We start from the raw sequence: 25989 nt of genomic DNA, 5'->3' as shown, positions 1-25989 counted from the left end.
TCATCAGCTCTCCCTTTTCTTTGTCCCATTCGATTACAGGGAACTGAACGCTGCTACGGATGGCGGCCTAGGCAGGGATCGCGAGTATTGGATCAACCCACTGGAAGAGGGAGAATGCGTCGAACGCAGGCACAGGATGGGATCGCTCCCTTTTTCGTAGTATGAAAACTATATTCACGGCACTCCTGAATCTCTGAAGAGGTTTGTCTCGCTGGTACTTCAGCGATTTCGACTCGTTCTTTACCCCTTTTTGTACTGCTAGGACTCTTTGCTTCCTTTTTTAGTGCTTGTAGTCGACCGAACGGAATCTTTACCACTCTTCTGACGGTTTTGTTGCTCCTCTTCCGTAACGACTGAACATTCTTGTGATTCCTTGCGCATTAAACATTTTCATTGAATACTATTTTGCTTTTTCTCGTTGCTTCTGTTAGTTTAAGGCAACTGTTTGCTAACAGTCGACAATCTTTACTCCCTTGATTAGCCAAATACATCTTACTTGCTTGGCAATCGATATCTATGATTCATTTTTCATCAGACAATAAATGTTTGTTGGTGATTTTGCAGTTGCTTCCCTGAAGAATTACTTGATGCGAAAGTCTTGCCTTTAGGTATAAAGACAAAGGTTGGCTACTTTTTAGTAACAACTAGAATAATTTCATCGCTCATCAGTAACCGCTATGTTATAATAATTGCATTCTCTATTAGGCCATGTTAAAAAATACTTTTAAAAGCTTTGATGATTACTTTAGCTCGCAAGTTGAGACTCACCTGGAAAAAATTACTTTATTATGGTTTTGCGGCCTAACTGCACTTCCTTTAAGAGAAGCATCAGAAAGATTGTTGAGAAGACAATCTCTTAGCTTAGTTTGCATGGGCTCGCGCAACGGTATAGAGCCACATCTTTTTCATGATTATGGTTTTGCCCGTGCACTAGGGACTGATATTGCACCTACTGCCAATATTTTCCCTTATATGATGCAACATGATTTTCACGATTTCAGGCCCTCCTATGTAGCTCCTTTTGATGTTTTATATTCGAATTCATTCGACCATTCTTATGATTTTGACAGATTTCTTTTGGCAAGCAGATCATTTTTAAATGACCAAAGCTTGATTATATTTGACTACAGCCCTTCGGATAATTTATATGTTAGCCCAGGCTCTGCTGACTGCCTTGCAATCAGTATGGAGGAGATGATAGAGAGAGTATATTCTGTCTTAGGTTATCAACTTGTCTGCAACGCCTCTGCTGATCCCAATATTGCTTCAGGCTGGAAGCACTATAAAGATTTGCGCCATTTAATTTTTGCGTCTCCATCGGTTTTTAAATCTAATCCCTCTATATGTGATTCTCTGAAATCTGAATATCTCGACTACTCATGCTGCGATAAAAAATTTGTTGACGACTATCTCAGAAAAGTCCAACTGATTGCAAATCATCATTTCTCTTTCTATAAGGCAGATTAAATTCTTATTGGATGTTTTAAAAATGAAATAGATAAAACCTTTCTTTCCCCATCTATACATGGTGTTCCACGATGAAGTCCGTATGTATCTTCAACCCATGCTGTACCTTTGCTTGTTGGCATTTTTATCAAACTTTCTTTTCCATAAATTTTCTCAAGGCTTTTTGCTCTAAATCGTCCTTGATGGAAATGAGTCTCATAAATTGTTTTTGCATCAAATTCAGTAACAAAATCCGTAAACCTTTCATCGTAGTCGCACATAATCTCTCTTTTGTCTGTGTAATTGCTACGTTGAAAATACTCATGGTTTCCACCTTCACTTGTGCTTAAATTTATGAAAATTTTCACAGCTTCAGTGCTGTCTATGTCTCTATGAAAAAGAAAGGCTTGATCTGATAACTCCCTCCTAGTTGGTACACGAGTATAAGGTTTTGAATGTAATATGTCCGGAGTACATATCCATACTTTGTTGGTACCAAGGTATTTTTTGATTGCACGTAAAACGCTTGGCGGGATTAGCTTGAGGAATTCGTATGAGACAGAGGAAGCTAGTTCTGAGTGTTCTGAGGCTTGTAATTTTTCATCGCGTTGCAAAACCCTATTTAACATGTCTTTGTTTATATCAAAATTTGCCCATCCCACATCTTTTAGCTGAAAAAAAATTTTGTTGCTTAACGGGTCGCGTTTCGACTCAAGTGAGTTGAACTCCGTGTTGGGTGTTGTTCTGAGGTATTTTCTCCACTCTCCTCCAGCGGTTAGTCCTATTGAATGCCTAAGTTTATAATAGCCTACAGATTTATCGGCGATACTCGTATCTGAATAACCAAATCCTCTCAATCTATATTGCGATACAAGATCATTGTAGAAATGTTGAGCACCTTCCTTTTCAATTTTTCTTATTTCGTTGATGTCAACCAATACTGAACACCCGTATTCTATTTCAATTATATCACTGCTAGGCTTCGGTGGTCATAAATATTGTTAGTCGTTTCTTCTCAATCGCAGTTCCTCCACCTGCAGCGGTATTCATCTTGATATTGATTAATCATAGCTTACCTTGTCTTTACTAGAGCTATAATAAATCCTAGTCGAATGTCGTGGTTGAGTCATGGCTATAGTGAAACTTCTTTTCGATCCACTTTTCCCAATTTTCTCACACTTCACTTCCATGTTTCATCGGTATGAATATACCTGCTCTGATGATCACAACCCACGTTTAGAGCACAATTCTCCTCTACAAGATACGCTGCCTGTGCGATCTAAAGGGATGCTTTTCAGGCCATGAATAGTGATCGTCTAATTATCAAGATCCTTCAAAAGCCAACCTATGAGAGTGACCTCGGAGGAGACTCAAAATTTCCTTGATTTTGTAGATCATGAGTTGGATTTACAAAATTTTTCCCTCGATAGTTGGAAGGAATATCTTAAAAGACTCCCTACTGTCTATAATAATGATGTCACATTCCGCTTACTTTTTGATTGGCATTGGAATCTGGCCTTAAAGCAAGGTCGAGCAGGCGTCAGGCTTCCCTCTGTTCATTTAGAGGTTTCTATTTTTACAAAGCAAGTCGAGTTGATACAGGCAGTAGGTGAGTATTTCTATCATCTAACATATCAGTATCGTGAGTTAATCCTTTTCCATGCACGAACTAATGTAAGAAATAAGTCACTTCTTGAAATCGGAGGATCACTGCCAAACGACTTGCTATTTGACCATTTAGGGGTTAGATCATACATAAATATTGAATCCCCTGACTATATTGACGCCAGGTCGAGCATCGATATGTCTTTAGGCGGTACAATAACCTCGAAGCATGGCGAACACGAAAGGAGGCGAACCATCTTCTGTAACGCTGAAGATATTGGTGAACATGTTCTCCCTGAATCAATTGATCATATATTTTCTGTTGCATGTTTTGAGCATATTTATGACCTTCCTGCTGCACTTCAAGCGTGTTATGCGTGTAATAAATTTGGTGGCACTCTTTACTCGTATTTTGCACCTATTTATTCATGCATCACTGGAGATCATGGGTCAATTCCTACACACGATAAATTTCAAGAGAAGCCTCACGGCCTCCACTTGCTAACACCGGTGGATCAGAGAAAAAAACTAATTAAAGCAGGAATTAAAGACCCCATGGAGATTCAAAATTTTCTTGGTAAAGTTAATTTTGATAGAGTACCTAATCGTCTTCTTTATGATGACTATGAGAGGATATGTACCGAATCCTTGTATTATGTCTTAGAGCTTGATCGACAAGATGATTATAACTTGTCCAAGGTCTTCCCACGACAGTTTGCGGAAGTACGACGTTCTAATCTCAATATCAATAATATGATGACGTCTGGCTTTCGCATTAATCTTTTAAAACTTCAAGCTCTACAACATATCATGTAAATACATCTTGTTTTTTCGATGTACTTTGTTTTCGCTAGATATATGGTGCATTGGAATTAAAATTAGCTGTTTTGCATAACAATGTTGTTATGCTCTATTTCTTGATATTGTCTACCATTTTGCTTAGTGCTCTTAACTTTTCTTTTTGCTTTCTGGCATTTATACTTTTTTCTTGTTGTTGGTGGCTTTCAGTTCGTTGTGCATTGTTTGTAAGCCTAGAGATTTCTAATTTTTTTGTTGAGCTCAAAGTTTACCGGACACCCAGCCAAGACGATAATCAAGACTATCTCGCCATTTTTCTTGATTAAACGCGTTCCAGCAATCAACATATGTTATGCATTTATCCTGTACCCACCTTTTTTCTCCATCTATTGAATTTGGAATTGTTAGTGATTCGCAAGATGGGCCATAGAGAGGTAGCCATTTAGAAAATGATGAGTTAGATGCAATTACATTTTTCGCGTAAAATAATGTTGCTGCATCCATTTCTATTTTGTCGCTGGATTGGATTACACAATTGATATTTGCTGAACGGCAAAAGGATTGGATCAATCCTGGTACAGGATTTACGCAGAGGTCTTGAGGGTTTTCTGGCTCACAAACTATAACCACATTTTTTGCTTTAGAATTAGATATCGCATCTATATAGTAATTAAGTGGAGGAAGGAATAGGGCACCGATAAATAATGCATCTCCAGCTCTGACGTGCACGACTATAGACTCCGATGAAATATGTATACTTTCGCGAGTTGGCAACTTTGAAAACAATGAGGTGTTGAGCCCCCTTAAAAGGGTTAGTGAGAAGTCCTGTTTGCTTGCAACTTCTAAAACATAATCTCGTAAGGTGCCCTCATCCCCATCATAGACGTTAAATTCTTCATTGAAACAATCTGTGCATGAAAGCATTATGCTTCGATTTTTTGATAGCTTGCAATTTACAAATAATATGAGGTTTAAAGCATGCATTCCATGAACCAATTTTGCTAGCTGGTCCAGAGTGTCGCCAAGCCTGCCATTTAAGAAATTTACCTTTAATCCAAATTCTCTTCTAGGTATCCCTAAAAAGAATAGTACATCTCTTGGCAGAGCAATGCCAAAACCTGATAACTCCTCGATTGTACGCCTCATCTTGTTTTTTTCTGCTGCTGAGGCTGATTTGCAGGTGCTTACTAATGCTTGTAAATACTCACTAGATTCAATCTCCTTTGTGGGAATCCGTTCCATCAATAAACCAAGAGCTCTTGTAGGTCCGCGCAATTCACAATGAGAGAGCGCATCCACGACAATGTCTTGCAGGGTTGTGCGTCTATCCATGGGCTTGCTCATTGATTGAATAATTTGGTGGGATCATAGTGCAAATACTTTTTTATCACTACCAAATCCCATTGTCCCTCGTTGCATGAGCATCTGATGATAAATGATGTTTCTGATGACTGTAGGTTATTAGTTTATTTATTGCTCATTTCACTTTTTCTTCATTTCCATTTGTTCCCTCATTGCATTATCTAGGGCAAGTGCCAAGAGTGCAGGAGGTGCGTTAACGGTTGGTATTCCCGCAGCCCTGCGAGTACCGTCGCTAAATATGAGTTGTCTCCCTTTGGTTCCCTATTGATGCCTTTCCCTTTTTAGCATTCTCAAGATCGTATCTTGAGCGAAATGGTTTTCTCCTATTAGTCTTGACTTCTCTTTTTTGTGATTATGTTTAGCGCTACGGCCCAAAGATGTTATTCGCTCTAAGTCTTATGTATTTGCTGATCCACTTCGAAATTGCTTTCAGGTTGTCCAAGGCAGTGTGAGAGAGTCCAAAGGTGCGTGTCTCGGGCTTCCAGCCTCTCCATTTTTCTTCGGCATCGGAGAGAGATTATTTGTTTGGGAGAGATTTGTTTTATGCTTCAATTCTTCCGAGGAAGCATCTCGTCTGGTGTGCATTCACTTGGATGCCTCGTTTTTGCATTGCTTTTATTGTTTTATGAATGGAACAGTAGGACCAGCCCCTGTTCAACTTGATGAAATTCTCGTTCTTCGCGGCTGAGGTCAAGCCCCACATTTAGCCCTTCTTTGAGTGCTTCCTGAAAGGGCGGCGTTGATGGCGGAGCGCTGTCAATCCAAAGTGCTGCAATACCCACCGCCGTGGCATGCCAACGGAATCGGCTCGTTGTGCCGATGTCCGGTTCATTCAACGCCTCCTCCAGGAGGATGTTGATGGTGAGGTTTGTGCTGGACATGTGCACCAGCATCGTGATCTATGGCTGGCCCTGCAATGAGCTGAGAGACTTCGTAGTGTTTGATTCACTCCATAGGGATGTCTTCGGCTTCGGATGACCTCCCTCAGCGCATCGCTCTTGTTCATGAGTGGTTCTCGCCTCGTTCTGTCGGTGGAGCAGAACAGGTTGTTCAAGAAGTTGATTCCCTTCTGCGCAGCCTCGGCTGCGAGCCGCAGATGGCGGCCCTGATCGACGCCGAATCTCGACAGCTGGGCATTTTGGTGCACTGACGATCCGTCCTCACCAGCCCGATTCAGCGCCTGCCGTGGTGGCGCAGCCATGTGCAGCAGTATTTGCCGCTGTTGCCCTTTGTTATCGAGCAGATCGATCTTGGTGCTGCTGAGATAGTGATCAGCAGCAGCCTCCTGGTTGCCAAGGGTGTGCTGACGTCTCCGGACCAGCTGCACATCAGTTATGTGTACACACCCGTGCGTTACGCCTTGGACCAGATGCACGCTTATCTTCAGCGTTCGGCGCTGGCTCGGCGTGGTTTGGGCCCTTTGATTCGCTGGCAGTTGCATGCTCTGCGGCAATGGGACCATCTCAGTGCTCAGCGGGTGGACCACCTCATTGCCAATTCTCGTTTCACGGCGCGTCGAATTCGCAAGTACTGGGGGCGGGAGGCCCGCGTGATCCATCCCCACCCCTGGAGGTGGAGCGCTTTCGCTGGAATGCCGATCGAGACGACGTCTACCTCTGTCTGTGTCGTTTGGTCCCGTACAAGCGGGTGGATCTGTGGTGGAAGCCTTCAATCGCCTGGGCCTACCCCTGCTTGTGGTGGGGGATGGTCCGGAGAAGGCGCGATTGGAGGCTCTGGCTGGTACCACGGTCACCTTGCTCGGCCGTCAGTCCCAGCAGCAGGTGGAAGAGTTCATGGCCCGTTGTCGGGCCTTTGTGTACGCCGGCCTGGAGGACTTCGGCATTGCTCCGGTGGAAGCAATGGCGTCCGGAGCTCCGGTGATTGGGTTGGGGCGGGGTGGTTTGGTGGACACGGTGCGTTGTGCGGCTGCAGGGATTCCTGAGCCCACTGGGGTGCTGTTCCCTGAACAAAGTGTCGAGTCGTTGGTGCAGGTCGTGGAGTGGTTTGAACAAGACGCATTTGGCATTCTCTGGATGCAGAAGCCATTCGTGCGTGGGCCGAGCGCTTCAGGCCGGAAGCCTTCGCGGCGCGCTTTGAATCGGTTCTGCGAACAGCCTGGAGTGCTCATCAGCGGGGCTGTGCCGTTGCAGCGAGTGGCCCTGCGGAGATGCCAGTGCTGCACCTGTGACGTTGAGTGTGGTGAGTCCCAAGTTGAGCCTTTGATCTCGGCCTCCCGGCCATCGTTGATTCAGTCCGCAGAGCGTGCAGCTCGCCGTGGCAAGTACAAGCCTCACCTTGCGCTGATCTCAGCCCCGCCATCGGATCTTTCGACCGGCACGCTGATCCGCCATCAGAACCGTTGGGGCCGAGTCTTTAAGCGCAGCGGAGACATTGTTTTTTCTCTCGCCGTACTCAGCATCGGTTCTCCGTTGTTGCTGCTTCTGGCGGGATTGGTGAAGCTCAGTTCACCGGGGCCTGTGTTTTACGTTCAGCGTCGGGTGGGCCGGAACTACCAGCGTTTTGGATGTATCAAGTTCCGCACCATGCGGGCCGATGCGGATGCCGTTCTTGCGCGTGTTCTGGAGGCAGATTCCTCGCTGCGTGCTGAGTTCGAGCGTGACTTCAAATTGAAACGTGATCCCCGAATCACTCCCCTGGGTCGTTTCCTGCGCCGCTCGAGTCTTGATGAGCTGCCACAGTTCTTGAATGTTCTGCGTGGGGAGATGAGCGTGGTCGGTCCACGCCCAATCGTCGCGAAAGAACTGGTTCGTTATGGCCCTTACATGGACGAAGTTGCCTCCGTCCGCCCTGGGTTGACCGGCCTTTGGCAAGTGAGTGGCAGAAACAACTTGAGTTACAAGAAACGGGTCAAGCTTGATCTGGCCTATGCCCGGGGTCGTTCGTTCGGCCTGGACTTTGCCATCATCCTGCGCACATTTGGTGTGTTGCTCCTTCCGATGGATCGCGGTGCTTACTGACTTGTGTTCAGCGGCTCGTGGTCCATTGGATGATCCCAAGACCACTGAGCCAGACGATCTCCAGTCGGCTTGATGCCTTCAGGACAGCTTTAACCAATGGCTCGTTTGCCGTTGGTTTGCCGGCCCCAAGCACAGGTTTCTGCACCAAGCGCTCTCCATACCTGTTCTCGCCGCCAAGTTGGATCCCGATGCAGTGGGCATAGATCGCTTCTGAACGACCTGCATTGGGGGATGGATCCGCAGAGCCATCCCGCTCAGCCGCTTGCACCCGCTGCGCCCATTGCGTCCAGGGTGGGCAGACCAGGGGCAGCGTCAGCATGACCAGACGGCAGGGCAGCCAGGTGAGTAGATCATCGAGGCGAGCGCCAGCCGTCCCCAACCAGCGCAGCCGGCCGCTGCGGTACCCGAGCATGGAATCCAGTGTGCTGCTGGCCTTGAAACCCCAGGCCAGCGCCAGCGGACCAGGGCCAGTGGGCAAGACCATCCACAGCAGGGAACCGATCCCCATCCAGAACAGTGGTGCGAACACGCCATCCACAGCATTTTCTGAGGCTGTTTCAGCTGCGGCCCTGAGCATTCCCGTTTGATCCAGGCTCTGAACGTCGCGTCCAACGATCCAGCTCAAGTTCCGGCGGGCTGGTTCGAGATCCCCCTCCGCTGCTGAGGGCAGTGCATCCACCACGGCGAGCACACTGTCCTTGAGGCTGCGAGCCGCCAGGGCGCTGGCGAGGCTCAGGGTCAGTATCGGAATGCTGAGCCATCCCCATGGGGAGGGAAGCCACAGCAGCCGCTCCAGACACCAGCCCGTCAGAACGCTGCCAAGCACAAGGATCAGGCTGATCAAGCCTCCCCCGATGCGCAGCTTGATCGGATGGTCCCCCGCCCATCTCTCGACCCAATGGCGCAACTGCTGAATGCTCCACCCCATCACCACCACGGGGTGGATCCACCTGCGCGGGTCACCGATCAGTCGATCAAGCATGGCTGCCCCGATCACCAGCAGGCCTCCCAACGCTTCTGAACTCATGGGAGGGGCGTGGCCAGAAACCAACAAAAATCCCCGCTCTGCACCGTTAGGGCAACAGAGCGGGGGGTGAGCTGAGTGATGGTGTCTGATGCCACCGGCTGTTCAGCGCTTGCGCTGGGTCAGGCGTCCTTCAGCCAGCTAAACATCGAGCGCAGGCCTTTGCCCACTTTCTCGATCGGATGCTGGGAATCACGGTCGCGCACCTTCTTCATTTCCGGCTTGCCGGCTTCGCATTCGGCCACGAAGTTCCTGGCAAAGGTGCCGTCCTGGATGTCTGCCAGAACGCGCTTCATCTCGGCCTTGGTGTCGGCGGTGATCAGACGGGGGCCGCTGACGTAGTCGCCGTACTCCGCGGTGTTGGAGATCGAATCGCGCATGGAGGTCAGTCCTCCCTTCACCATCAGATCCACAATCAGTTTCACTTCGTGGAGGCACTCGAAGTAAGCCAATTCGGGCTGGTAGCCCGCTTCCACCAGGGTCTCGAAACCAGCCTTCACGAGTTCAGACAGACCGCCACACAGCACAGCCTGCTCACCGAACAGGTCGGTTTCGGTCTCTTCCTTGAAGTTGGTCTCCAGAATGCCGGCACGGGTGCCACCGATTCCCTTGGCATAGGCCATTGCCATGCCGCGGGCGTTGCCGGAGGCGTCCTGTTCGATGGCGAACAAGGCGGGCACGCCCTGGCCGTTCTGGTACTCCCAACGCACGGTGTGGCCAGGGCCCTTCGGGGCGATCATCACCACATCCACATCGGCGGGGGGCTTGATCAGCTCAAAACGGATGTTGAAGCCGTGGGCGAAGCTGAGCACCTTGCCTGCACTCAGGTGGGGTGCGATTTCCTTCTCGTAGACGTCCTTCTGGAATTCATCGGGCAGCAAGACCATGATCCAGTCGGCCTTGGCTGAGGCATCGGCCACGCTCAGCACTTCAAGGCCGTCCGCCTTGGCTTTCTCGGCGGAGCGGCTGCCGTCATACAGGCCCACCACCACATTCACGCCTGAATCCTTCAGGTTCAGAGCGTGGGCATGACCCTGGGAGCCATAACCAATGATGGCCACGGTCTTGCCGTTCAGCAGACCGAGATCGGCGTCGGAGTCGTAAAAGAGCTGGGCCATCCGGGGCGGGCTTGCGGAACACTGCAGTGGACGAGCTTACGCAGCGGCCTGCCCCGTTCAGTTCAGGCCTCGTTCGGATGGGAGATGACGCGGTCGATCAGGCCGTATTCCTTGGCTTCTTCGGCGCTGAGGAAGTAGTCCCTGTCGGTGTCCTTCTCGATCTTCTCGAAGCTCTGGCCACTCATGTCGGCCAGGGAGCGGTTGAGCATCTCCTTCATCCGCAGGATCTCCCGTGCTTCGATCTCGATGTCACTGGCCTGGCGACGGCTGGTGCCGCCGAGGGGCTGGTGAATCATGATCCGGCTGTGGGGCAGGGCGACCCGCTTGCCTTTGGTGCCAGCGGCGAGAAGGAAGGCACCCATGGATGCAGCAAGGCCAACGCAGATGGTCACCACCTCGCTCTTGACGTACTGGATGGTGTCGTAAATCGCCAGTCCAGCCGTGACGGAGCCGCCGGGGGAGTTGATATAGAGGTAGATCGGCTTGCTGCTGTCTTCCGAGTCCAGATAGAGCATCTGGGCCACCAGGCTGTTGGCGATGCCGTCATTGACCTCAGAGCCAAGGAAGAGGATCCTCTCCACCCCGAGACGGGTGTAGATGTCGACCCAGCGCTCCATCTGGCTGCCGGGCAGGCGGTAGGGAACGCTGGGGGTACCGATCGGCATGGTTCAGAACGTTGATGAAGGAAGGGCAGGAGGTTTGGGTCTGAAGCCGTCGGTCAGACGGGGGGATTGCCAGGCAGGTCCTTGCGGCTGCTGAGCACGCGGTCGATCAGTCCGTACTCAACGGCTTGTTGAGGGGTGAGGTAGCTCATCCGGTCGGAGTCCTTGCTCAGCTCCTCCACAGAACGACCTGTGTTGGTGGAGAGGATCTCGAGCATCGCCTGCTTGTTGTGCAGCACTTCTTTGGCCCGGATCTGGATGTCCGTCGCCTGGCCGCGGGCGCCGCTGCGGGGCTGGTGCAGAACGATGGAGGAGTGAGGCAACGCGGCCCGTTGACCTTTGGTCCCTGCCGAAAGAATCACTGCCGCCGTGCCCATGGCCTGGCCGATGCAGATGGTGTGCACCGGAGGCTTCACATAGCGGAGGGTGTCGCAGATGGCGAAGGCTTCGGTCTCGAATCCGATCGCATCACCCGAGTACCAGCTTGTGCCAGTGGAGTTGATATAGAAGTAAATCGGCTTCTCTGGGTTGTCGAACTCCAGATAAAGCAGCTGAGCAATGATCAGCTCAGTCACGTCGATGCCCATCTGACGCTTGGCGTCGTCGTCAGAGAACAGGGGCAAGCCCAGGTAGACGATTCGCTCCTTGAGCAGGAGTGAGGGAAGGTCAGGAGGTGGTGTGCGCATCACGGCGCTGTCGCCGTAGTACGGGGCCGAAGTTGTCATCTCCACCATCGCGGTGGGGGGAGCCTAGCCGGGGTCAGCGGGCTTGCGGTTGCTGGTTTTGGCCGGTTTTCCCTGACTTTTCGATTTGGATGAGGGCTTGGTGTCGGTTGATGCATCGTTCTCGTCCAACCGTGCAAACACCATGCGGCCGGTTGGGGTTTGCAGGGCACCGGTCACCACCACAGGTTTGCGTTGGCCGATCAGCGATTTCGCCTCGTTGACCACCACCATCGTTCCGTCATCGAGGTAGCCGACACCCTGGCTGTCCTCCTTGCCCTCTCGCACGATCTTGAGTTTGAGCTCATCGCCTGGTTGCACTTCAGGCCGCAACGCGATCACTAGCTCACTCAGATTCATCACCTTCAGGTCTTTGACCTGGGCCACCTGCGCGAGGTTGAAGTCTGCGGTCACCAGCGTGCCGCCGGTGTCGGATGCCAACTGCAGCAATCGTTCGTCCGTTCCCTTGCCGTCGTAACGGGTGCTGTTGATCACCAGCCGCCGCCCGTAGGTTTCCCGCAGATCCTTCAGAAGCTTCAGGCCACGTCGGCCCTTGGCCCGCTTTTCGACGTTGGTGGAATCCGACAGCTGCTGCATCTCATCGATCACCGATTCGGCAACGATCACCTGCCCTTCCAGCAATCCGCAGGCGAGCATGCCGCGGATCCGGCCATCGATGATCACGCTCGTGTCCAGGATCTTGGCCGTGGCGGGGGTCAGCACCCCATCAGCCACCAGCAGCGCCTCCGTGCTCGCGGGATTGAACAGGCGAAGCAGCGTGCGGCCGTGAACTTCCGCCAGGTTGCTTCCGAGAATGCCAAAAAAGACATTGCTCACCACCGCCAGAAGGGGTTTGAGCAGAACAATTCCTCCGGAGAACGGAAGCAGCAGAACAGGCAGCAGCAGCAGGTTGGCCACCAGCAACCCCAGGATCAGGCCGACAGCCCGGCTCACCAGCAGATCGGTGGGCATGGTGCGCACCTGTTGCATCAGGCGCACCCGCAGCTTTTTGAACACCAGGCCTGCGATCAAGCCAATGCCACCGCCAGCTCCGCTGAGCTGGAGACGCAACTGTTCAGCATTGGTGGTTGCACTCACCAGGCCGTCGGGCAGCAAGTGAATCCCCATCCACCCGGCAGCTGCACCGGAAACCACAAACAGAAGCAGGATGAGCGGATCCACCATGGGTTCAGGTCGTGGTAGCTCGATCCGGATGCCAGAAGCATGCCTTATCCCATCCCGCCCCGCAGCGCCTACCTCCACATTCCCTTCTGCCACCGGCGCTGTTATTACTGCGATTTCGCCGTGGTTCCCCTGGGGGACCAGGCCCGAGCCGACAACGGGCCTGGCAGTCGCTCGATCCGTGAGTACCTGAGCTCGCTGCATCGGGAAATCGCCTCTGCCCCAGGGGGTCCGCCCTTATCCACCGTGTACATCGGCGGGGGAACGCCATCGCTGTTGTGCCCCGATCAGATCGGAGCACTGATCGATGCCTTGACTAACAAATTCGGTCTTCAACCGGGTGCGGAAATCACCCTGGAGATGGATCCGGCAACCTTTGATGCCGCGCAGTTGGCCTCCGTTCTGGCCCGTGGCGTGAACCGCATCAGCCTGGGGGGGCAGAGCTTTGATGATGCGGTGCTCGAGCAGCTGGGGCGTCGGCATCGCCAGAGCGACCTCCATGCGGCGATCGACTGGCTGGTTCAGGCCTGGCGCGATGGCGCGCTTCGGTCCTGGAGTCTCGATCTCATCCAGAACCTCCCGGGCCAGACCCTGGCCGGGTGGGATGCGCAGTTGGATCAGGCCATTGCCAGTCAGGCTCCCCATCTCTCGATTTACGACCTCTCGGTGGAGCCGGGCACGGTGTTTGATCGCCAACGAACGCTTGGCCTGTTGCAGCTGCCGGAGGACGACCTGGCCGTTGCCTTGATGGAGCGGACCACACAACGGCTGTCGGCTGCTGGACTCAGCCGCTATGAGATTTCCAACCACGCCCGTCCGGGCCATGCCTCCCGTCACAACCGGGTGTACTGGAGCGGTGCCGGCTGGTGGGGTTTTGGCATGGGAGCGACATCAGCACCCTGGGGGGTGCGTTTGGCGCGACCCCGCACCCGCGCCGCTTACGCGGAATGGCTGGATCATCGTCCTGAGGAATCAGTCGCCGAGGCTGGACTCCCCCTGGATGATCAATTGCTGGTGGGTCTGCGGCGCCGGGAAGGGGTGACCCTTCAAGGTCTTGATGCCGATGCCCTGGTGCGCCGCTGGCAACCGCTCGTTGAGCGTGGATGGCTGCAGCAGCGGGCAGGTCGTTGGTGCCTTACCGACCCCGAGGGCATGGCCCTCAGCAATCAGGTGCTGATTGAGGTGATTCTGTGGTGGGAAGAGTGTTGTTCCGTGTCTGCTGGACCCAACCCTTCAATGCGTCGATGAACAGGCGGCGGCCATCCACCAGCGCTGGGCTGAAGGGAGGTTGTTTGGCGGTGAGCCCCAGCAGGTCTGCGGTGACGCGCACCTGGCCGTCGCAGCCGTCACCTGCCCCGATGCCGATCACCGGGATGGTCAGCGCCTGCTGCACCCGGCACGCCAGCTCGGCAGGAACATGTTCCACCACCAGGGAGAAGCAGCCCTTCTGCTCGAGGGTGCGCGCCTGATCGACCAGGCGTTCCTGGCTGATGGCGTCCGTGGCCTGGCGCCTGTACCCCAGGCGATGCACGGCCTGCGGGGTGAGGCCCAGATGCCCCATCACGGGAATGCCCATGCGCACAAGACGGTCGATTACGGCGACAACCTCGGGTTCCGCCCCCTCCAATTTTACCGCCGCTGCGCTGGACTCCTTCAACAAACGCCCTGCAGCCGCCACGGCGCGGTCTTTGCCGCACTGGTAGCTGAGAAAGGGCAGGTCACAGACCAGCAGGGGCTGATCGGCCGGCATGGCCGTCAATCCCCGGGCGACTGCCTGGGTGTGATGGAGCATCTGGTCCAGGCTCACCGGGAGTGTTGTGGCATGGCCCAGCGCCACCATCGCCAGTGAATCACCGATCAGCAGCACGTCTGCACCGGCGGCCTCGGCCAGAGCTGCAGAGAGGCTGTCCCAAGCGGTGAGCACGGCGATGGGTTGGCCCTTCTGCTTGAAGCGGGTCAGATCAGAAGGACGCATGCAGATTCAGAACCCCTCGGGGGCTCATTGCTAGCATTCGGCCGATTCGGGCCCATGCGGCTCTGACGCCCAAATCTGGTCAGGACCGGAAGGGAGCAGCCACACGGGATGCTCAGGGCAGGCGTGGGTTCCGGGTCACCACATTCAAATGAGCTGTCAGACCTCGCGGTCTGACAGCGATTTCACAAGCTGCCGTTGTCCTGTTGCTGACGGCGACGCAGGAACTCAGGAATGCGGGCGCCGTTCTCTTCGGGCTCCCCACGATTCAGCATTCCGGGCGCGGAGCGGCTGCGCTCGCTGCGGTACGGCTGCTTGTTCTCGAAGCCTGTAGCGATCACCGTCACGTGGATCTCCCCTTCGAGGGCCTCATCCACCACAGCGCCAACGATGATGTTGGCTTCGGGATCAACAACGTCGTAAATCACCTCGGAAGCAGTGGTCATGTCCTCCAGGGTCATGTCCTTACCACCGCTGATGTTGATCACACAGCCCTTGGCGCCATCGATGCGCTCGGTTTCCAGCAGCGGGCTTGCAATCGCGGCTTGGGCTGCTTCCACGGCTCTTGAGCGACCGGAACCGATGCCGATGCCCAGCAGTGCTGTGCCTGCTTCGGTCATCACTGAGCGAACGTCAGCAAAGTCAACGTTCACCAGGCCCGGGCAGGTGATGATGTCGCTGATGCCTTTGACGCCCATGCGCAGGACGTCGTCCGCACTCCGGAAGGCTTCCTGAAGGGGAGCTCCGCCGATGGCATCACGCAGGCGGTCGTTGGGGATCACGATCAGGGTGTCAACGTGTTCCGCCAACCGAGCGATGCCTTCGTCGGCCTGACGCATGCGACGACGGCCCTCGAAGCTGAACGGCTTGGTCACGATGCCCACGGTGAGAGCACCGACTTCACGGGCGACTTCGGCCACCACTGGTGCTGCACCAGTCCCCGTTCCACCGCCCATGCCAGCGGCAATGAACACCAGATCTGAGCCCTGCAGTGCATCGTGCAGATCCGTGCGGGATTCTTCAGCTGCCTTCTGGCCGATGGTGGGGTTGCCGCCGGCACCCAGTCCGCGGGTCAGGGTCTGCCCCAACTGCAGCCGTTGCTGAGCCTGCGACTGGATCAGGGCCTGGGCATCGGTGTTGAGAACGCGGTATCCAACCCCCTCAAGGTCGCTGAGGATCATGCGGTTGACGGCATTGCTGCCGCCACCCCCAACGCCGATGACCTCGATGCGGGCGGACTGGCTGGGCTGGATACCAGCTGCCGTGAAAGACCCTGAGCCGCTCACCATCTCCATCGTCGAGGCAGAACCGTGTGGTTGCGTTGCATTATGTCCCTGAAGCCTTGTCTCGGCTTCAACAGATCACAAACCAGGAGCTGAGGTTGTGGTCTCCAGATTTTCCACCCGAAGGTTTCAGGGTTCAGTTTTGGGCTGCTTGGGGGCGGGTTGCGCCGGCAGTTGCAGTTCCGGGCGGTCCGGATTGCTGAGATCAAGGCTGCTGTGATGGGCCCCGCGCAGGTGCTTTGGCAACGTCCGGTTCAGATGGAGGATCGTTTCGATTTGGGTGTTTAAGAGGGCCGGTTCGCCACCGAGATGAATCCGCCCCAGCTCAGTGGTGATCAGACTGATGTTGCCGTCGGGATCAAGCACGATGGCTTTCAGCATCCCGGCGAAGCGATTCCGTTGTTGCAGCAGCGCAGCGACCTGACCGCGTTGCGGGCTATTCCAGCCGCGCACCATGATCTCCGTGAGCGGATCTGCTACGGCGTCGCTCAGGGGAATCCATTCACCTGCGGCGTTGAGCAGCCCCCGTTCCCGTCCAGCGGGTCCCCGACGCTCAGCGCGTGCGATGGGAATCTCCGGCTTCAGGCTGATGACGAGGCGAGCGGGGAACATCCGGCGCTGCACGTGAGCGCTGTGAACCGGTAAGACCCCGACCAGCTGTTGTTCCAGTTCCCTTGGACTGACCTCCAGCAGGAGTGAGGGAAAGCGAAGCTTGGCCGCCTCGATCACCTGATTGCTCTCAAGGGCAGCACCTCCGGTCAGGATGACTGCCTCAGGGCTCCGCAGCGTCCAGCCATGGCGCAGCAAGATCCAGCTGAATCCGCCACTGAGCAGCAGCAAGGCCACAAAGCGCCAGAGCTGAAGCAACAGGGTCTGGCGGCGCTGCCGGCGCAAGTCCCGGCGCCGGGCGACCTTCGCGGAAACCGGCCTTTGGGAGGATTTGTTGTTGGTCGAGACCCGGCTCACAGGTCGCATCGGGCCCGTGCCATCAGCTGCTCACCCCAGCTGCGCGCGCGGTCGGCATCAGAGAAGGGCACATCCATCTGTAGATCTTTCCCAATGAGGCGCAGCCGACAACGCCCCTGGGATTCGTCGGTGAGGGGCGCATCACCGGACGCCAGCGACATCAGCTCCACAAGCTCGAGTTTGCAGACGTCAAACGAGCCCTGATCCTGAAAACTTCCCGCCTCGAAGCTGCTCCAGTGCAGTTCTCCGTCTTTCAGACGGGCACCACCACAACCATCGAGCTTGGCGAGTTCGGAGCCTTCGGCCCAGGTGCGAAACAGGTTTTGGCGCCGCCGTTCCAGCCATCCGAGCGACGCCAGCAGCACAAAGGCCAGCAGCAGAGGAAACCAGAGCAGTCCGTGGCTCATGGGTTAGGCGAAGGACGCTGCGTTCATTCTCCTGCGGTTTGGATCAGTTTGTGCACCAACTGTTCGAGTGTTACGCCGCTGGCCGCCCAGAGCATCGGGAACATGCTCTGGGCCGTGAAACCAGGCAGGGTGTTGATTTCGTTGATCCAGAGCTGATCGTTGGTGTCGTCGTAGAAGAAATCCACCCGACCCATGCCGTTGACGCCCACGGCAGCGCAGGCCTGCAGGGCCTGGGCGCGGATGCGGTCAGCCACTTCATCGGGTAGTGGAGCGGGAATCAACGTGGTGCTGCGCCCTGCGGTGTATTTCGTCTCGTAGTCGTACCAGTCCGCATCAAAACGAACCTCACCGATCACCGAAGCTTCGAGCATGCGTCCCCCCAGGACGGCGCATTCCACCTCTCGGGCGTTGACGCCCTGCTCCACCACCAGCCTTGGATCGAGCGCTGCAGCCTGATTGAGGCCTGCTTCCAGTTCTTGGCGGGAACGCACCTTGCTGATGCCCACCGAGGAGCCGAGATTGGCGGGCTTCACAAAGCAGGGGTAGTTCAGTTCGCGTTCAATCCGATCCATGAGGGCCGATCGGCTGATCGCGTTCTCGAGTTCGGACGCGTGAAGGGCCACATAGGGCACCTGGGACAGCCCGGCGCTGGCGAAAGCAGATTTCATCGCCTGCTTGTCCATGCTGACGGCTGAGCCGAGCACGCCGGCGCCAACGAACGGTTTGCCGGTCAGCTGGAACAACCCCTGAATGGTGCCGTCTTCTCCATTGGGACCATGCAGCACCGGGTACCAGAGGTCGACCGCATCACATCCCTCCGGGAACCCCTGGAATCCTGATGGGGGCAGAGGTGGGTTGAGCTCCGGTGCGGTTTCGGAGGCCAGGGTTGCCTCGGACAGATCTGTTCCCCACCAGCGACCATCACGGTCGATGTAGATCGGCTGCACCGTGTATAGCTCTCGGTTCTGCCCGCTGCGCAGGCCTCGGACGACGGTCGCCGCAGATCGGATCGACACGTCGTGCTCTCCAGAGCGGCCTCCAAAGACGAGCCCGACCGTGATGGGACTGGACGGCATGAATGCGGCGACCCCTGAGCGGAGGGAGCGCCAAAGGTATCAGCGTTGTGCTCAGTGGGGCAGTGGGCTGCCGCTGAGTGAAAAGGAGCGCACCGCATCGATGCGCACCGGTACGAGATCGCCCGCTTTGTAGGCACGACCATCCGCTCCGGTGGAGCTGAAGAAGGTTAAGCGATTGGTGCGGGTTCGCCCCATCAGCTGCGATGGGTCCTTGGGGTTGATGCCCTCCGCCAGCACTTCTTCCGTGCGCCCCTCGTAGCGGGCATTGGCCTTGCGGGCGCAGCGTTCCACCAGGGCATTGATTTCGCGCAGGCGTTCCACCTTCACCTCCTCCGGCAGCTGGTTGTCCCAATGGGCTGCAGGGGTATTGGGCCGGGGTGAATAGGCCGCTGTGTTCACCTGATCGAAACCGATCTCTTCGATCAGATCGAGGGTTCGGCGGTACTGCGCATCGGTTTCGCCAGGGAAGGCAACGATCACATCGGCACTGAGGGAGGCATCGGGCATGCGCTCACGGATGCGGTCGATGATCCGCCGGTAGCGCTCAACGGTGTAGCCCCGGGCCATGGCCTGCAACACGTCGTTGTCGCCGCTCTGAAACGGAATGTGGAAGTGTTCGCAGAGCTTGGGCAGGTCGGCACAGGCATCGATCAGCCGCTCGGTGAAGTAGCGCGGATGGCTGGTGGCAAAACGGATCCGTTCAATGCCCTCTACGTCGTGGACGTGATGGAGCAGATCCGTGAGGGTGTGTTGGCGGCGACCCTCCGGCGTGATGCCCGGCAGATCGCGGCCATAGGCATCAATGTTCTGGCCGAGCAGAGTGATCTCCTTGTAGCCCTGGGCGGCAAGACCCTCCATTTCCAGCTTGATCGCCTGGGGCAGCCGTGATTGTTCCTTGCCGCGCACGGAGGGCACCACGCAGTAAGTGCAACGTTCGTTGCAGCCGTAGATCACGTTCACCCAGCCACAGATGCTGCTGTCCCGGCGGGCCGTGGTGATGTCTTCAAGGATGTGGTGGTCTTCGGTGGCGACCACCTGCTGACCGCTGTCCACCTGCAGCAGAAGGGTTTCAAGCCGATTGGCGTGTTGCGGTCCCATCACCAGATCCAGCTCCGGCACCCGCCGGAGCAGGGACTCGCCCTCCTGCTGAGCAACGCAGCCCGCCACCACCAGGGTGAGATTGGGGTTGCTGCGTTTCCTCTGGGCCTGTCTGCCGAGGTAGCTGTAAACCTTCTGCTCGGCGTTGTCCCGGATGGTGCAGGTGTTGTAAAGCACCAGATCGGCATCCAGTTCGGCTGACGCCTCCCGATAGCCCATGGCCTCCAGGATTCCCGCCATCCGTTCGGAGTCCGCCTTGTTCATCTGGCAGCCGAACGTGGTGATCCAGTAGCTGCCGCGCTGGGGGTTGGCGGTGGCGTCAGTGGCGAGGGGGGCGGAGGCGACCAAATCTCTGGCTCAAGCCCTCTCAGTGTGAGTCACAGCGGTGTTGTGTCAGTTTGGAGATTGACAGCCGGATGGCGATGGGCTGGGCCCTCACACGGTTTTCGCTCACCAAGGCCGTGCCCCTCACGATCAGCAGAGGCACCACAGCTGCCGTGGTGCGGTTGGAGCTCAGGTTGGAACGTGATGGGCTGGTGGGCCGCGGCGAGACCGGGGGATTTGAGACCGGCCACCGAGCCTTTGCCCTTGAGGCTGTGGAACAGGAACTGCTGGGGCTTTTGCCGCAACTGGAAGCTCTGGATCCCCACCGTCCGCAATGGTTTGAGCCCCTGCTTGCATCCCTGAGTCCCCCGGCCCGTTGTGCCATCGACCTGGCCTTGTGGGACTGGCATGGGCAACGGCTCGGCCATCCGCTGTGGCGGCTCTGGGGATTGGACCCAGCCGAGGGTGTGGCCACCAGCGTCACCCTGGGACTGGCTTCAGTGGATGCCGTGTTGGATCGTCTCGAACGCTGGTGGACGCAGCTGCCGGCGACGCGGGTGAAGCTCAAGCTGGGCAGCCCTGACGGCTTGGACCACGACCTCAGCCTGTTGGGGGCGGTGGCTCAGGCCATCACGGATCGATCCCAGCGGCAGGGTGTGGCCATCGAACTGCAGGTGGATGCCAATGGCGGATGGACCGTGAATCAGGCCAGGCAAATGCTGGAGCCCCTGGCCGCACACCAGGTGGTGCTGCTGGAGCAGCCTCTGGCTCCAGACCTGGATCCCACGCAGGACACAGCAGGATTCGCGGCGCTGCACCGGCACTGTCCGATGGCCTTGGTGGCGGATGAAAGTTGCTGGGATCTGGAGGATCTGCTGCGCCTGGCCCCAGTGGTGGATGGCGTGAATCTCAAGCTGCTCAAGACCGGGGGGCTCAGTCAGGCCTTGTTAATGGCCCAAGTGGCGCAGAAGAAGGAGCTGGACCTGATGGTGGGTTGCTACTCCGACAGTTCGTTGTTGAACGGTGCAGCGGCCCAGATCTTGCCTCTGATTCGTTGGCCGGATCTCGACAGCCATCTCAACTTGGTGGATGACCCCTTTGTTGGCCTTGAGTTGCAGGACGATCGTCTGCGGCCTTCTGCGATGGCTGGATTGGGGATCCGCCAGGCAGGAGGCACAGCTGCGTGATGAGCGGGATTCAAGCGCCGTCGGGATTTCGGGAGATGCGGTTGGTGCTGCTCCAACACGGCGGTTTGGCCAGCCTCACCGGCAAGACCGGTCTGGCCATGCTCCGCCACCGTGCTGGACCGATCGTCGCGGTGATCGATCCCGACCATGCGGGCCAGTCTCTGCAACGCGTCACCGGCATCGAGCGTGATGTGCCGGTGGTGGCGGACTTGTCTGCTGCTCTGCCCTACGAGCCTGAGGTTGCTGTGGTGGGCCTGGCTCCTTCGGGGGGGCGGCTGCCTGATCCTGTTCGCCACGACGCCTTGGCGGCGTTGCGCGCAGGCCTTCATCTCGCCAGCGGACTCCACACCCGCCTGGCCGAAGATCCCGAACTGGCAGACGCCTGCTGGCGCGACCGTTGGATATGGGATCTGCGCCGGGAGCCGGAAGGCCTCAACGTTGGCCAGGCACGCGCCGCAGAGCTTCCCTGCCGGCGCCTTCTGGCGATTGGCACCGATATGGCTGTCGGCAAGATGAGCGCATGCCTGTCTCTCCTGGAGGCAGCCCAGCGCTCCGGGATCCCCGCGCGCTTTGTGGGCACAGGGCAGGCCGGAATTCTGATCAGCGGAGAAGGGGTCGCCCTGGATGCTGTGCGCGTCGATTACGCCGCCGGTGCGGTAGAGGCGGCGGTGCTTCGCGCGGCGGCGGCTCTGCCGGAGCAGGGTCTTGTGCTGGTGGAGGGTCAGGGATCGCTCTGCCATCCGGCCTCCACGGCCACGTTGCCGCTGTTGCGGGGCACGCAGCCGACGGCCCTGTTGCTCGTGCATCGGGCAGCACAGCAGACCATCGATCGACTGCCTCAGATCCTGCTTCCAAGCCTTGAGGCCTTGGTGGCCACCACAGAATCCCTGGCGAGCTGGGCGCGGCCTGATGGGGCTGCTGAGCCAGCCAAGGTGGCCGCTGTCGCCCTTAACACCGCCCGCCTTGATGAGGCTCAGGCTCGAGACGAGGTGGAGCGCATCCGCCGGACGCTGGGTCTGCCCTGCACAGATCCGATCCGCTGGGGAGCAGAACCGCTTCTCAGGACTTTGTTGAATTGTTGAGAGGGCGAGCGAGGGGATTCGAACCCCCGAATAGCGGCGCCACAAGCCGCTGCCTTAACCACTTGGCGACGCCCGCCGCGTCCGTGAGAATCTACCAACACGAGCTGCAGCCTGCCTGGTGTCCTCTTCATCGCGTCCGCAAGGTCGGTCTGCTCTGGCGATGTTGGCGGGGGGGATTGCAGCGGTCGGGGTGCTCTCGCTGGTGGTGTCCAACCCGTCGTTGGAGGACTATCAAGCTCATGCCGGTGATCAGCTGCTCCAGTTGGGCACCAAGGAACTGTGCGACGAGCCGACCCTGCCGATGGTGCTCCGTCTCTGGATTCGCAATTGCCCTGAGCTGATCGCCTCCCAGCGGGATGCACTGGCGGCGTTGGCGGGTCAGTTCACCACCCGGCGAAACTTGTTGGTGGCCAGTCTGTATTCCACCCGGATGGAAAGGAAGGAGATACTGCCCGGTCTGCGCCTGCCTGGTTTTGAAGTGCTCAGCCTTGGTGTGGCCGGTCGTTTCGTGGTCCTCAGCACCGATGCCAGAAACGGTGCTGAGCGGTGATGGATGCCCCGTCGCTTGAGTCCAAGCCGGGGAGTGGTGTCCTTGAGGCCTGGGCGCCCCTGGGACTGCTGGATTTCGCCTCTTCAACGCCCTTGCCGGAGGTTGAGAAGCAAGGGCTGACGCCCGTGCGCCTGGCCTGGGAGCAGGGGCGTCTGCGGGAGCCCCAGCCCCTGTCTGCCGAACGCGAGCCACCGTCTCGAATGGTGTTGCCGCGCTTGGTCGACTGCCATGTCCATCTGGACAAGGCCTACACCTGGCAGGAGCATCCCAACCTCAGCGGCAGCTACGGGGGTGCCCTGGAGGCCAACCTGCGGGAGCACAGCTCCCGAACCGTGGCCTGCGTGCTTCAACGCGGAGAACGCGCCATGGAGAGAGCGTTCGCCCATGGGCTGCGGGCCATGCGCAGCCATGTGGACAGTGGAGGCCCTGGCGCTGAGCCCAGCTGGGATGCCTTGCTCACCCTGCAGCAGCGCTGGCGCCGCCGCATCGACTTGCAGCTGGTGGCGCTGGTGCCCTTGGAATTCTGGTGTTCAGCTGAAGCGGATGCTCTGGCGCGTCGTGTGGCCGCCAGTGGCGGCTGCCTTGGTGGTGTTCTGACACCTCCTTGTGGAGCGGCCGTGGTCACGGAGCAGTTGGAGGTGTTGTTGCGCCTGGCTGATCGCCACAACTGCGGCGTCGATCTGCACATCGATGAGGCGGATCATGGTCCGGCGCAGGGCATGGTTCAGCTGTTGAAGGCCCTGCAGCGCGTGCCGCTGCAGGTTCCCGTCACCTGCAGCCATGCCAGCAGTCTTTCCCTTCTGTCGGCGTCCTCTCTGGCGCGGTTGGCAGAGCGCATGGCAGCAGCGCAGCTCAGTGTGATTGCCCTGCCCCTGACCAATGCCTGGTTGCTCGCACGGGCGGACGATGCAACTCCCCTTCAGCGTCCGCAGGCCCCGATCCGTCAGTTGCAACGTTCCGGTGTTCCTGTGGCGGTGGCGGGTGACAACGTGGCCGATCCCTGGTTCCCGGGAGGTGACTTCGATCCCTTGGCCCTGCTGGCCGCATCGATTCCGTTGACTCAGTTGTTGCCCTGGCAGCGTCTGGGCCTGGCCCCTTTCACCACGGCACCGCCGGCCATTCTTCAACTGGAATGGGATGGGGTGCTGCGGGCCGGCGCTCCTGCCGATCTGATCAGCATGGAGGTCCAGGGATGGTCGGACCTGATCCGTTGTGCTCCTCAGCGTCAGGTTCTCGTGGACGGCCACTGGCAGTCGTCGCCAGGCGCTAGACCCTGACCAGTGTTACGCCACGCCATGGGTCGCGCCGAAGCCTTGATTGCCCTGCGGCAAGCCCTCAGCGTTGATCCGGAACTGGAGTTGTTGGATGAACCGGGGGAGCTGCAGCGCCATTCCCGGGACGCCTTTGAGTACTCCCCCGTGCTGACGCCGCGGCTGGAGGCCTGCCGTGCTGAGTTGGTGGTGCGTCCGCGCACGGTGGATGCCGTTGAACGGCTGGCTTCGGCCTGCGCCGAGCACCAGGTTCCCTTAACCCTGCGCGGCTCCGGGACAGGGAACTACGGCCAGTGTGTGCCTCTGCAGGGCGGCGTGGTGATGCTCACCACGGCCCTGCGGCAGATTCGCTCGATTGATCCGATCACCGGGGTGGTGACCGTGGAACCGGGCTGTGTGATGCGCGATCTGGATCAGGAGTTGCGCCGCCATGGACGCCAGCTGCGCTTGATGCCCAGCACCTGGCGCAGCGCCACAATTGGCGGCTTTGTGGCAGGGGGCTCTGGGGGCATCGGTTCCCTGCGCTGGGGCTTCCTGCGGGATCCAGGTCATCTGCTCGGGTTGGAGATCGTGCCGCTACGCCCCGATGCCCGGCGCCATCAACTCGGCGAGATGGATGCGGAGGCTTTGAATCACGCCTACGGCACCAACGGCATCATCACGGCCCTCAGCCTGGCCACAGCTCCAGCGGTCAACTGGCACCAGGTGAGTGTGGACTGCGAGCACTGGGAGCAGGCGATTGAGCTGATGCAACGGATCGCTGCCTCGGCCTTGGATCTCCATTTGGCGAGCCTGCTCGAACAGCCGCTATTGCCCCGGATGCCCAGCTGGGGTGGTCCTGCCGTCTCGGCGCACCGGCTGCTGTTGCTTGTTGCCCCCGATGGGCTCAACAGCCTGCAACGGATGGCGCAGTCAGCTGGCGCCATCCTGCGGGATCTCGGCCCTGAGGATTTCTCCGGGGGTAATGGCTTGCGCGAGCTGAGCTGGAACCACACCACCCTGCATGTGCGGGCTTCAGAGCCGGGATGGACCTACCTGCAGATGTTGTTGCCGCAACCGGAGGCCCCAGCGATGGCGGCCTTGAAGCAGCGCTGGGGTGATGCCCTGCTCTGGCATCTCGAGCTTGTGCGTCAGCAGGGCTGTCCTCGGCTGGCGGCTCTGCCGCTCGTGCGTTGGCAGGGGGCAGATCAGCTGAAGCGGTTGATGGACGACTGCAGGGCCGCGGGTGCCGTGTTGTTCAACCCCCACGTGATCACCGTGGAAGACGGCGGCCTTGGCGTAATCGATGCCGATCAGGTGGCGGCCAAGCAGCGCTTTGATCCCGAGGGCCTGCTCAATCCCGGCAAGCTTCGAGGTTGGGAGGAGCGCTCCTGAGGATCAGCAGCCCAAGCTGTCGAAGGTGGAAACTCCGGTGCTGGGGTTGATGCCATCGGCCTCGCTGCACAGCCGGCGTTGATCATCACGATCGAGCAGGGCATCCGTGAAATCGGCCCCCTCGATCTGAGCGTTGCTGAAGCTGCTGCCCGACGCAATGATCCCCGTCAGCACGGCATTGCGTAGATCGGTGGCGACGAAGTCGGCGCGATCCATCAGGGCGTCGGAGAGGTCAGCTCCCTGGAAATCAGCTTCGGTAAAGGCCCCTTGGGTGAGGATCGCGCCATGCAGGTTGGTGCCCCGGAAGTTCGCTCCGCGGCCCACGGCTCCGGCGAAGGATGTGTTGGCCAGGTTCTGCCCCTCGAAGTCGCCGTTGCTCTGGTTGGTGAGCGTGTAGTCCACCTTTTCCTGGAACAGGGCACGATCCTGCAGTCCCACTCCAGCTGAGGTGTCCAGGGCCTGGACCGGCGTTGCCATGAGCAGGAGGGGCAGGAGAAGGCCC

At 57.4% G+C, this 25989-nt stretch carries 24 protein-coding genes, 1 tRNA gene, 1 other RNA gene and 1 pseudogene; 11 read left to right on the top strand and 16 right to left on the bottom strand.

Annotated elements, in window-relative coordinates; all coding sequences use genetic code 11:
• The first annotated feature begins 708 nt into the window (after positions 1–708).
• A complete protein-coding gene (locus DXY02_RS12160; RefSeq protein WP_137024426.1) occupies positions 709–1467 on the top strand; it encodes a hypothetical protein in 759 nt (252 codons plus the stop codon).
• On the opposite strand, the gene DXY02_RS12155 is transcribed toward DXY02_RS12160, so the two are convergent.
• Complete coding sequence (locus DXY02_RS12155; RefSeq protein ID WP_137024424.1) at positions 1464–2384, bottom strand: hypothetical protein; 921 nt, start codon at positions 2382–2384, stop codon at positions 1464–1466. The two genes, DXY02_RS12160 and DXY02_RS12155, sit on opposite strands and share 4 nt — an antisense overlap.
• A gap of 415 nt (positions 2385–2799) precedes the next feature.
• Between DXY02_RS12155 and DXY02_RS12150 the strand changes: the two genes are divergently transcribed.
• Positions 2800–3867 carry a class I SAM-dependent methyltransferase gene (locus tag DXY02_RS12150; protein WP_137024422.1) on the top strand — a complete coding sequence of 356 codons (1068 nt, stop codon included), beginning with the start codon at positions 2800–2802 and terminating at the stop codon, positions 3865–3867.
• Positions 3868–4110: 243 nt separating this feature from the next.
• Here the strand turns inward: DXY02_RS12150 and DXY02_RS12145 are convergent, their stop codons facing one another.
• Both DXY02_RS12145 and DXY02_RS05880 read right to left on the bottom strand, forming a co-directional pair.
• Positions 4111–5193, bottom strand: a complete 1083-nt coding sequence (locus DXY02_RS12145) for a hypothetical protein (protein ID WP_137024420.1) — start codon at positions 5191–5193, stop codon at positions 4111–4113.
• Positions 5194–5834: 641 nt separating this feature from the next.
• Positions 5835–6104, bottom strand: a complete 270-nt coding sequence (locus DXY02_RS05880) for a hypothetical protein (protein ID WP_114988454.1) — start codon at positions 6102–6104, stop codon at positions 5835–5837.
• 65 nt (positions 6105–6169) lie between these two features.
• On the opposite strand from DXY02_RS05880, the pseudogene DXY02_RS05875 reads away from it, so the two are divergent.
• Together DXY02_RS05875 and DXY02_RS05870 are read left to right on the top strand one after the other, a co-directional pair.
• Positions 6170–7399, top strand: a pseudogene (locus DXY02_RS05875) (glycosyltransferase).
• A 31-nt stretch (positions 7400–7430) separates the two neighbouring features.
• Positions 7431–8189, top strand: coding sequence for a sugar transferase (locus DXY02_RS05870; protein WP_114988453.1), 759 nt, complete (start codon positions 7431–7433; stop codon positions 8187–8189).
• Positions 8190–8196: 7 nt separating this feature from the next.
• On the opposite strand, the gene cbiB is transcribed toward DXY02_RS05870, so the two are convergent.
• The 5 genes from cbiB to DXY02_RS05845 form a co-directional block, all read right to left on the bottom strand.
• Positions 8197–9216, bottom strand: coding sequence for an adenosylcobinamide-phosphate synthase CbiB (cbiB, locus tag DXY02_RS05865; protein WP_114988452.1), 1020 nt, complete (start codon positions 9214–9216; stop codon positions 8197–8199).
• Between the two features lie 119 nt (positions 9217–9335).
• Positions 9336–10331 (bottom strand): ketol-acid reductoisomerase, encoded by a 996-nt coding sequence (ilvC, locus tag DXY02_RS05860; protein WP_114988451.1) that lies wholly within the window; start codon positions 10329–10331, stop codon positions 9336–9338.
• Positions 10332–10393: 62 nt separating this feature from the next.
• On the bottom strand, positions 10394–10996 hold the full coding sequence (locus DXY02_RS05855; RefSeq protein ID WP_006851781.1) for an ATP-dependent Clp protease proteolytic subunit: 603 nt from the start codon (positions 10994–10996) through the stop codon (positions 10394–10396).
• Between the two features lie 53 nt (positions 10997–11049).
• Entirely contained in the window at positions 11050–11718 is a 669-nt protein-coding gene (locus tag DXY02_RS05850; protein ID WP_114988632.1) for an ATP-dependent Clp protease proteolytic subunit, read from the bottom strand.
• A gap of 24 nt (positions 11719–11742) precedes the next feature.
• Positions 11743–12900, bottom strand: a complete 1158-nt coding sequence (locus DXY02_RS05845) for a PIN/TRAM domain-containing protein (RefSeq protein ID WP_114988450.1) — start codon at positions 12898–12900, stop codon at positions 11743–11745.
• A gap of 39 nt (positions 12901–12939) precedes the next feature.
• On the opposite strand from DXY02_RS05845, the gene hemW reads away from it, so the two are divergent.
• Positions 12940–14145: a radical SAM family heme chaperone HemW gene (gene hemW, locus DXY02_RS05840; protein WP_114988449.1), complete on the top strand. Its 1206-nt coding sequence runs from the start codon at positions 12940–12942 to the stop codon at positions 14143–14145.
• On the opposite strand, the gene panB is transcribed toward hemW, so the two are convergent.
• Positions 14057–14872: a 3-methyl-2-oxobutanoate hydroxymethyltransferase gene (gene panB / locus DXY02_RS05835; RefSeq protein WP_114988448.1), complete on the bottom strand. Its 816-nt coding sequence runs from the start codon at positions 14870–14872 to the stop codon at positions 14057–14059. The two genes, hemW and panB, sit on opposite strands and share 89 nt — an antisense overlap.
• Positions 14873–14915: 43 nt before the next feature.
• Here panB and ffs point away from each other — a divergent pair.
• Positions 14916–15013, top strand: an RNA gene (gene ffs, locus DXY02_RS05830) — signal recognition particle sRNA small type.
• Positions 15014–15054: 41 nt separating this feature from the next.
• Here ffs and ftsZ read toward each other — a convergent pair.
• From ftsZ to miaB, 5 genes are all read right to left on the bottom strand, one after another.
• Positions 15055–16164, bottom strand: coding sequence for a cell division protein FtsZ (ftsZ, locus tag DXY02_RS05825; RefSeq protein WP_114988447.1), 1110 nt, complete (start codon positions 16162–16164; stop codon positions 15055–15057).
• Positions 16165–16281: 117 nt separating this feature from the next.
• On the bottom strand, positions 16282–17127 hold the full coding sequence (locus DXY02_RS05820) for a cell division protein FtsQ/DivIB (protein WP_244276168.1): 846 nt from the start codon (positions 17125–17127) through the stop codon (positions 16282–16284).
• The gene (locus DXY02_RS05815) at positions 17115–17525 is read right to left on the bottom strand and encodes a hypothetical protein (protein WP_114988446.1); all 411 of its coding nucleotides are present in this window, start codon (positions 17523–17525) and stop codon (positions 17115–17117) included. Before DXY02_RS05815 ends, DXY02_RS05820 begins: the two co-directional genes overlap by 13 nt.
• A gap of 23 nt (positions 17526–17548) precedes the next feature.
• A complete protein-coding gene (locus DXY02_RS05810) occupies positions 17549–18601 on the bottom strand; it encodes a D-alanine--D-alanine ligase family protein (RefSeq protein WP_114988445.1) in 1053 nt (350 codons plus the stop codon).
• A 51-nt stretch (positions 18602–18652) separates the two neighbouring features.
• A complete protein-coding gene (miaB, locus tag DXY02_RS05805) occupies positions 18653–20047 on the bottom strand; it encodes a tRNA (N6-isopentenyl adenosine(37)-C2)-methylthiotransferase MiaB (RefSeq protein WP_114988444.1) in 1395 nt (464 codons plus the stop codon).
• Between the two features lie 74 nt (positions 20048–20121).
• Here miaB and DXY02_RS05800 point away from each other — a divergent pair, with 74 nt between their 5' ends.
• The gene (locus tag DXY02_RS05800; RefSeq protein ID WP_170951503.1) at positions 20122–21210 is read left to right on the top strand and encodes a dipeptide epimerase; all 1089 of its coding nucleotides are present in this window, start codon (positions 20122–20124) and stop codon (positions 21208–21210) included.
• A complete protein-coding gene (locus DXY02_RS05795; RefSeq protein ID WP_114988442.1) occupies positions 21210–22292 on the top strand; it encodes a DUF1611 domain-containing protein in 1083 nt (360 codons plus the stop codon). The genes DXY02_RS05800 and DXY02_RS05795 overlap by 1 nt, the downstream gene beginning before the upstream one ends.
• Before the next feature lie 3 nt (positions 22293–22295).
• Here the strand turns inward: DXY02_RS05795 and DXY02_RS05790 are convergent.
• Positions 22296–22368: transfer RNA gene (locus tag DXY02_RS05790), tRNA-His, on the bottom strand.
• Positions 22369–22452: 84 nt separating this feature from the next.
• Here DXY02_RS05790 and DXY02_RS05785 point away from each other — a divergent pair.
• The 3 genes from DXY02_RS05785 to DXY02_RS05775 are packed head-to-tail and all read left to right on the top strand — an operon-like array spanning position 22453 to position 25487.
• Positions 22453–22842 (top strand): DUF4359 domain-containing protein, encoded by a 390-nt coding sequence (locus tag DXY02_RS05785; RefSeq protein ID WP_114988441.1) that lies wholly within the window; start codon positions 22453–22455, stop codon positions 22840–22842.
• Positions 22842–24119 carry an amidohydrolase family protein gene (locus DXY02_RS05780; protein ID WP_114988440.1) on the top strand — a complete coding sequence of 426 codons (1278 nt, stop codon included), beginning with the start codon at positions 22842–22844 and terminating at the stop codon, positions 24117–24119. Before DXY02_RS05785 ends, DXY02_RS05780 begins: the two co-directional genes overlap by 1 nt.
• Positions 24120–24137: 18 nt before the next feature.
• Positions 24138–25487: an FAD-binding oxidoreductase gene (locus DXY02_RS05775; RefSeq protein ID WP_114988439.1), complete on the top strand. Its 1350-nt coding sequence runs from the start codon at positions 24138–24140 to the stop codon at positions 25485–25487.
• 3 nt (positions 25488–25490) lie between these two features.
• On the opposite strand, the gene DXY02_RS05770 is transcribed toward DXY02_RS05775, so the two are convergent.
• Positions 25491–25964, bottom strand: coding sequence for a pentapeptide repeat-containing protein (locus DXY02_RS05770; RefSeq protein ID WP_244276192.1), 474 nt, complete (start codon positions 25962–25964; stop codon positions 25491–25493).
• Positions 25965–25989 lie beyond the last annotated feature (25 nt).

Source organism: Synechococcus sp. N19, from assembly GCF_900474045.1.
Taxonomy (GTDB): domain Bacteria; phylum Cyanobacteriota; class Cyanobacteriia; order PCC-6307; family Cyanobiaceae; genus Parasynechococcus.
This window is presented reverse-complemented; position numbering and strand designations above follow the sequence as displayed.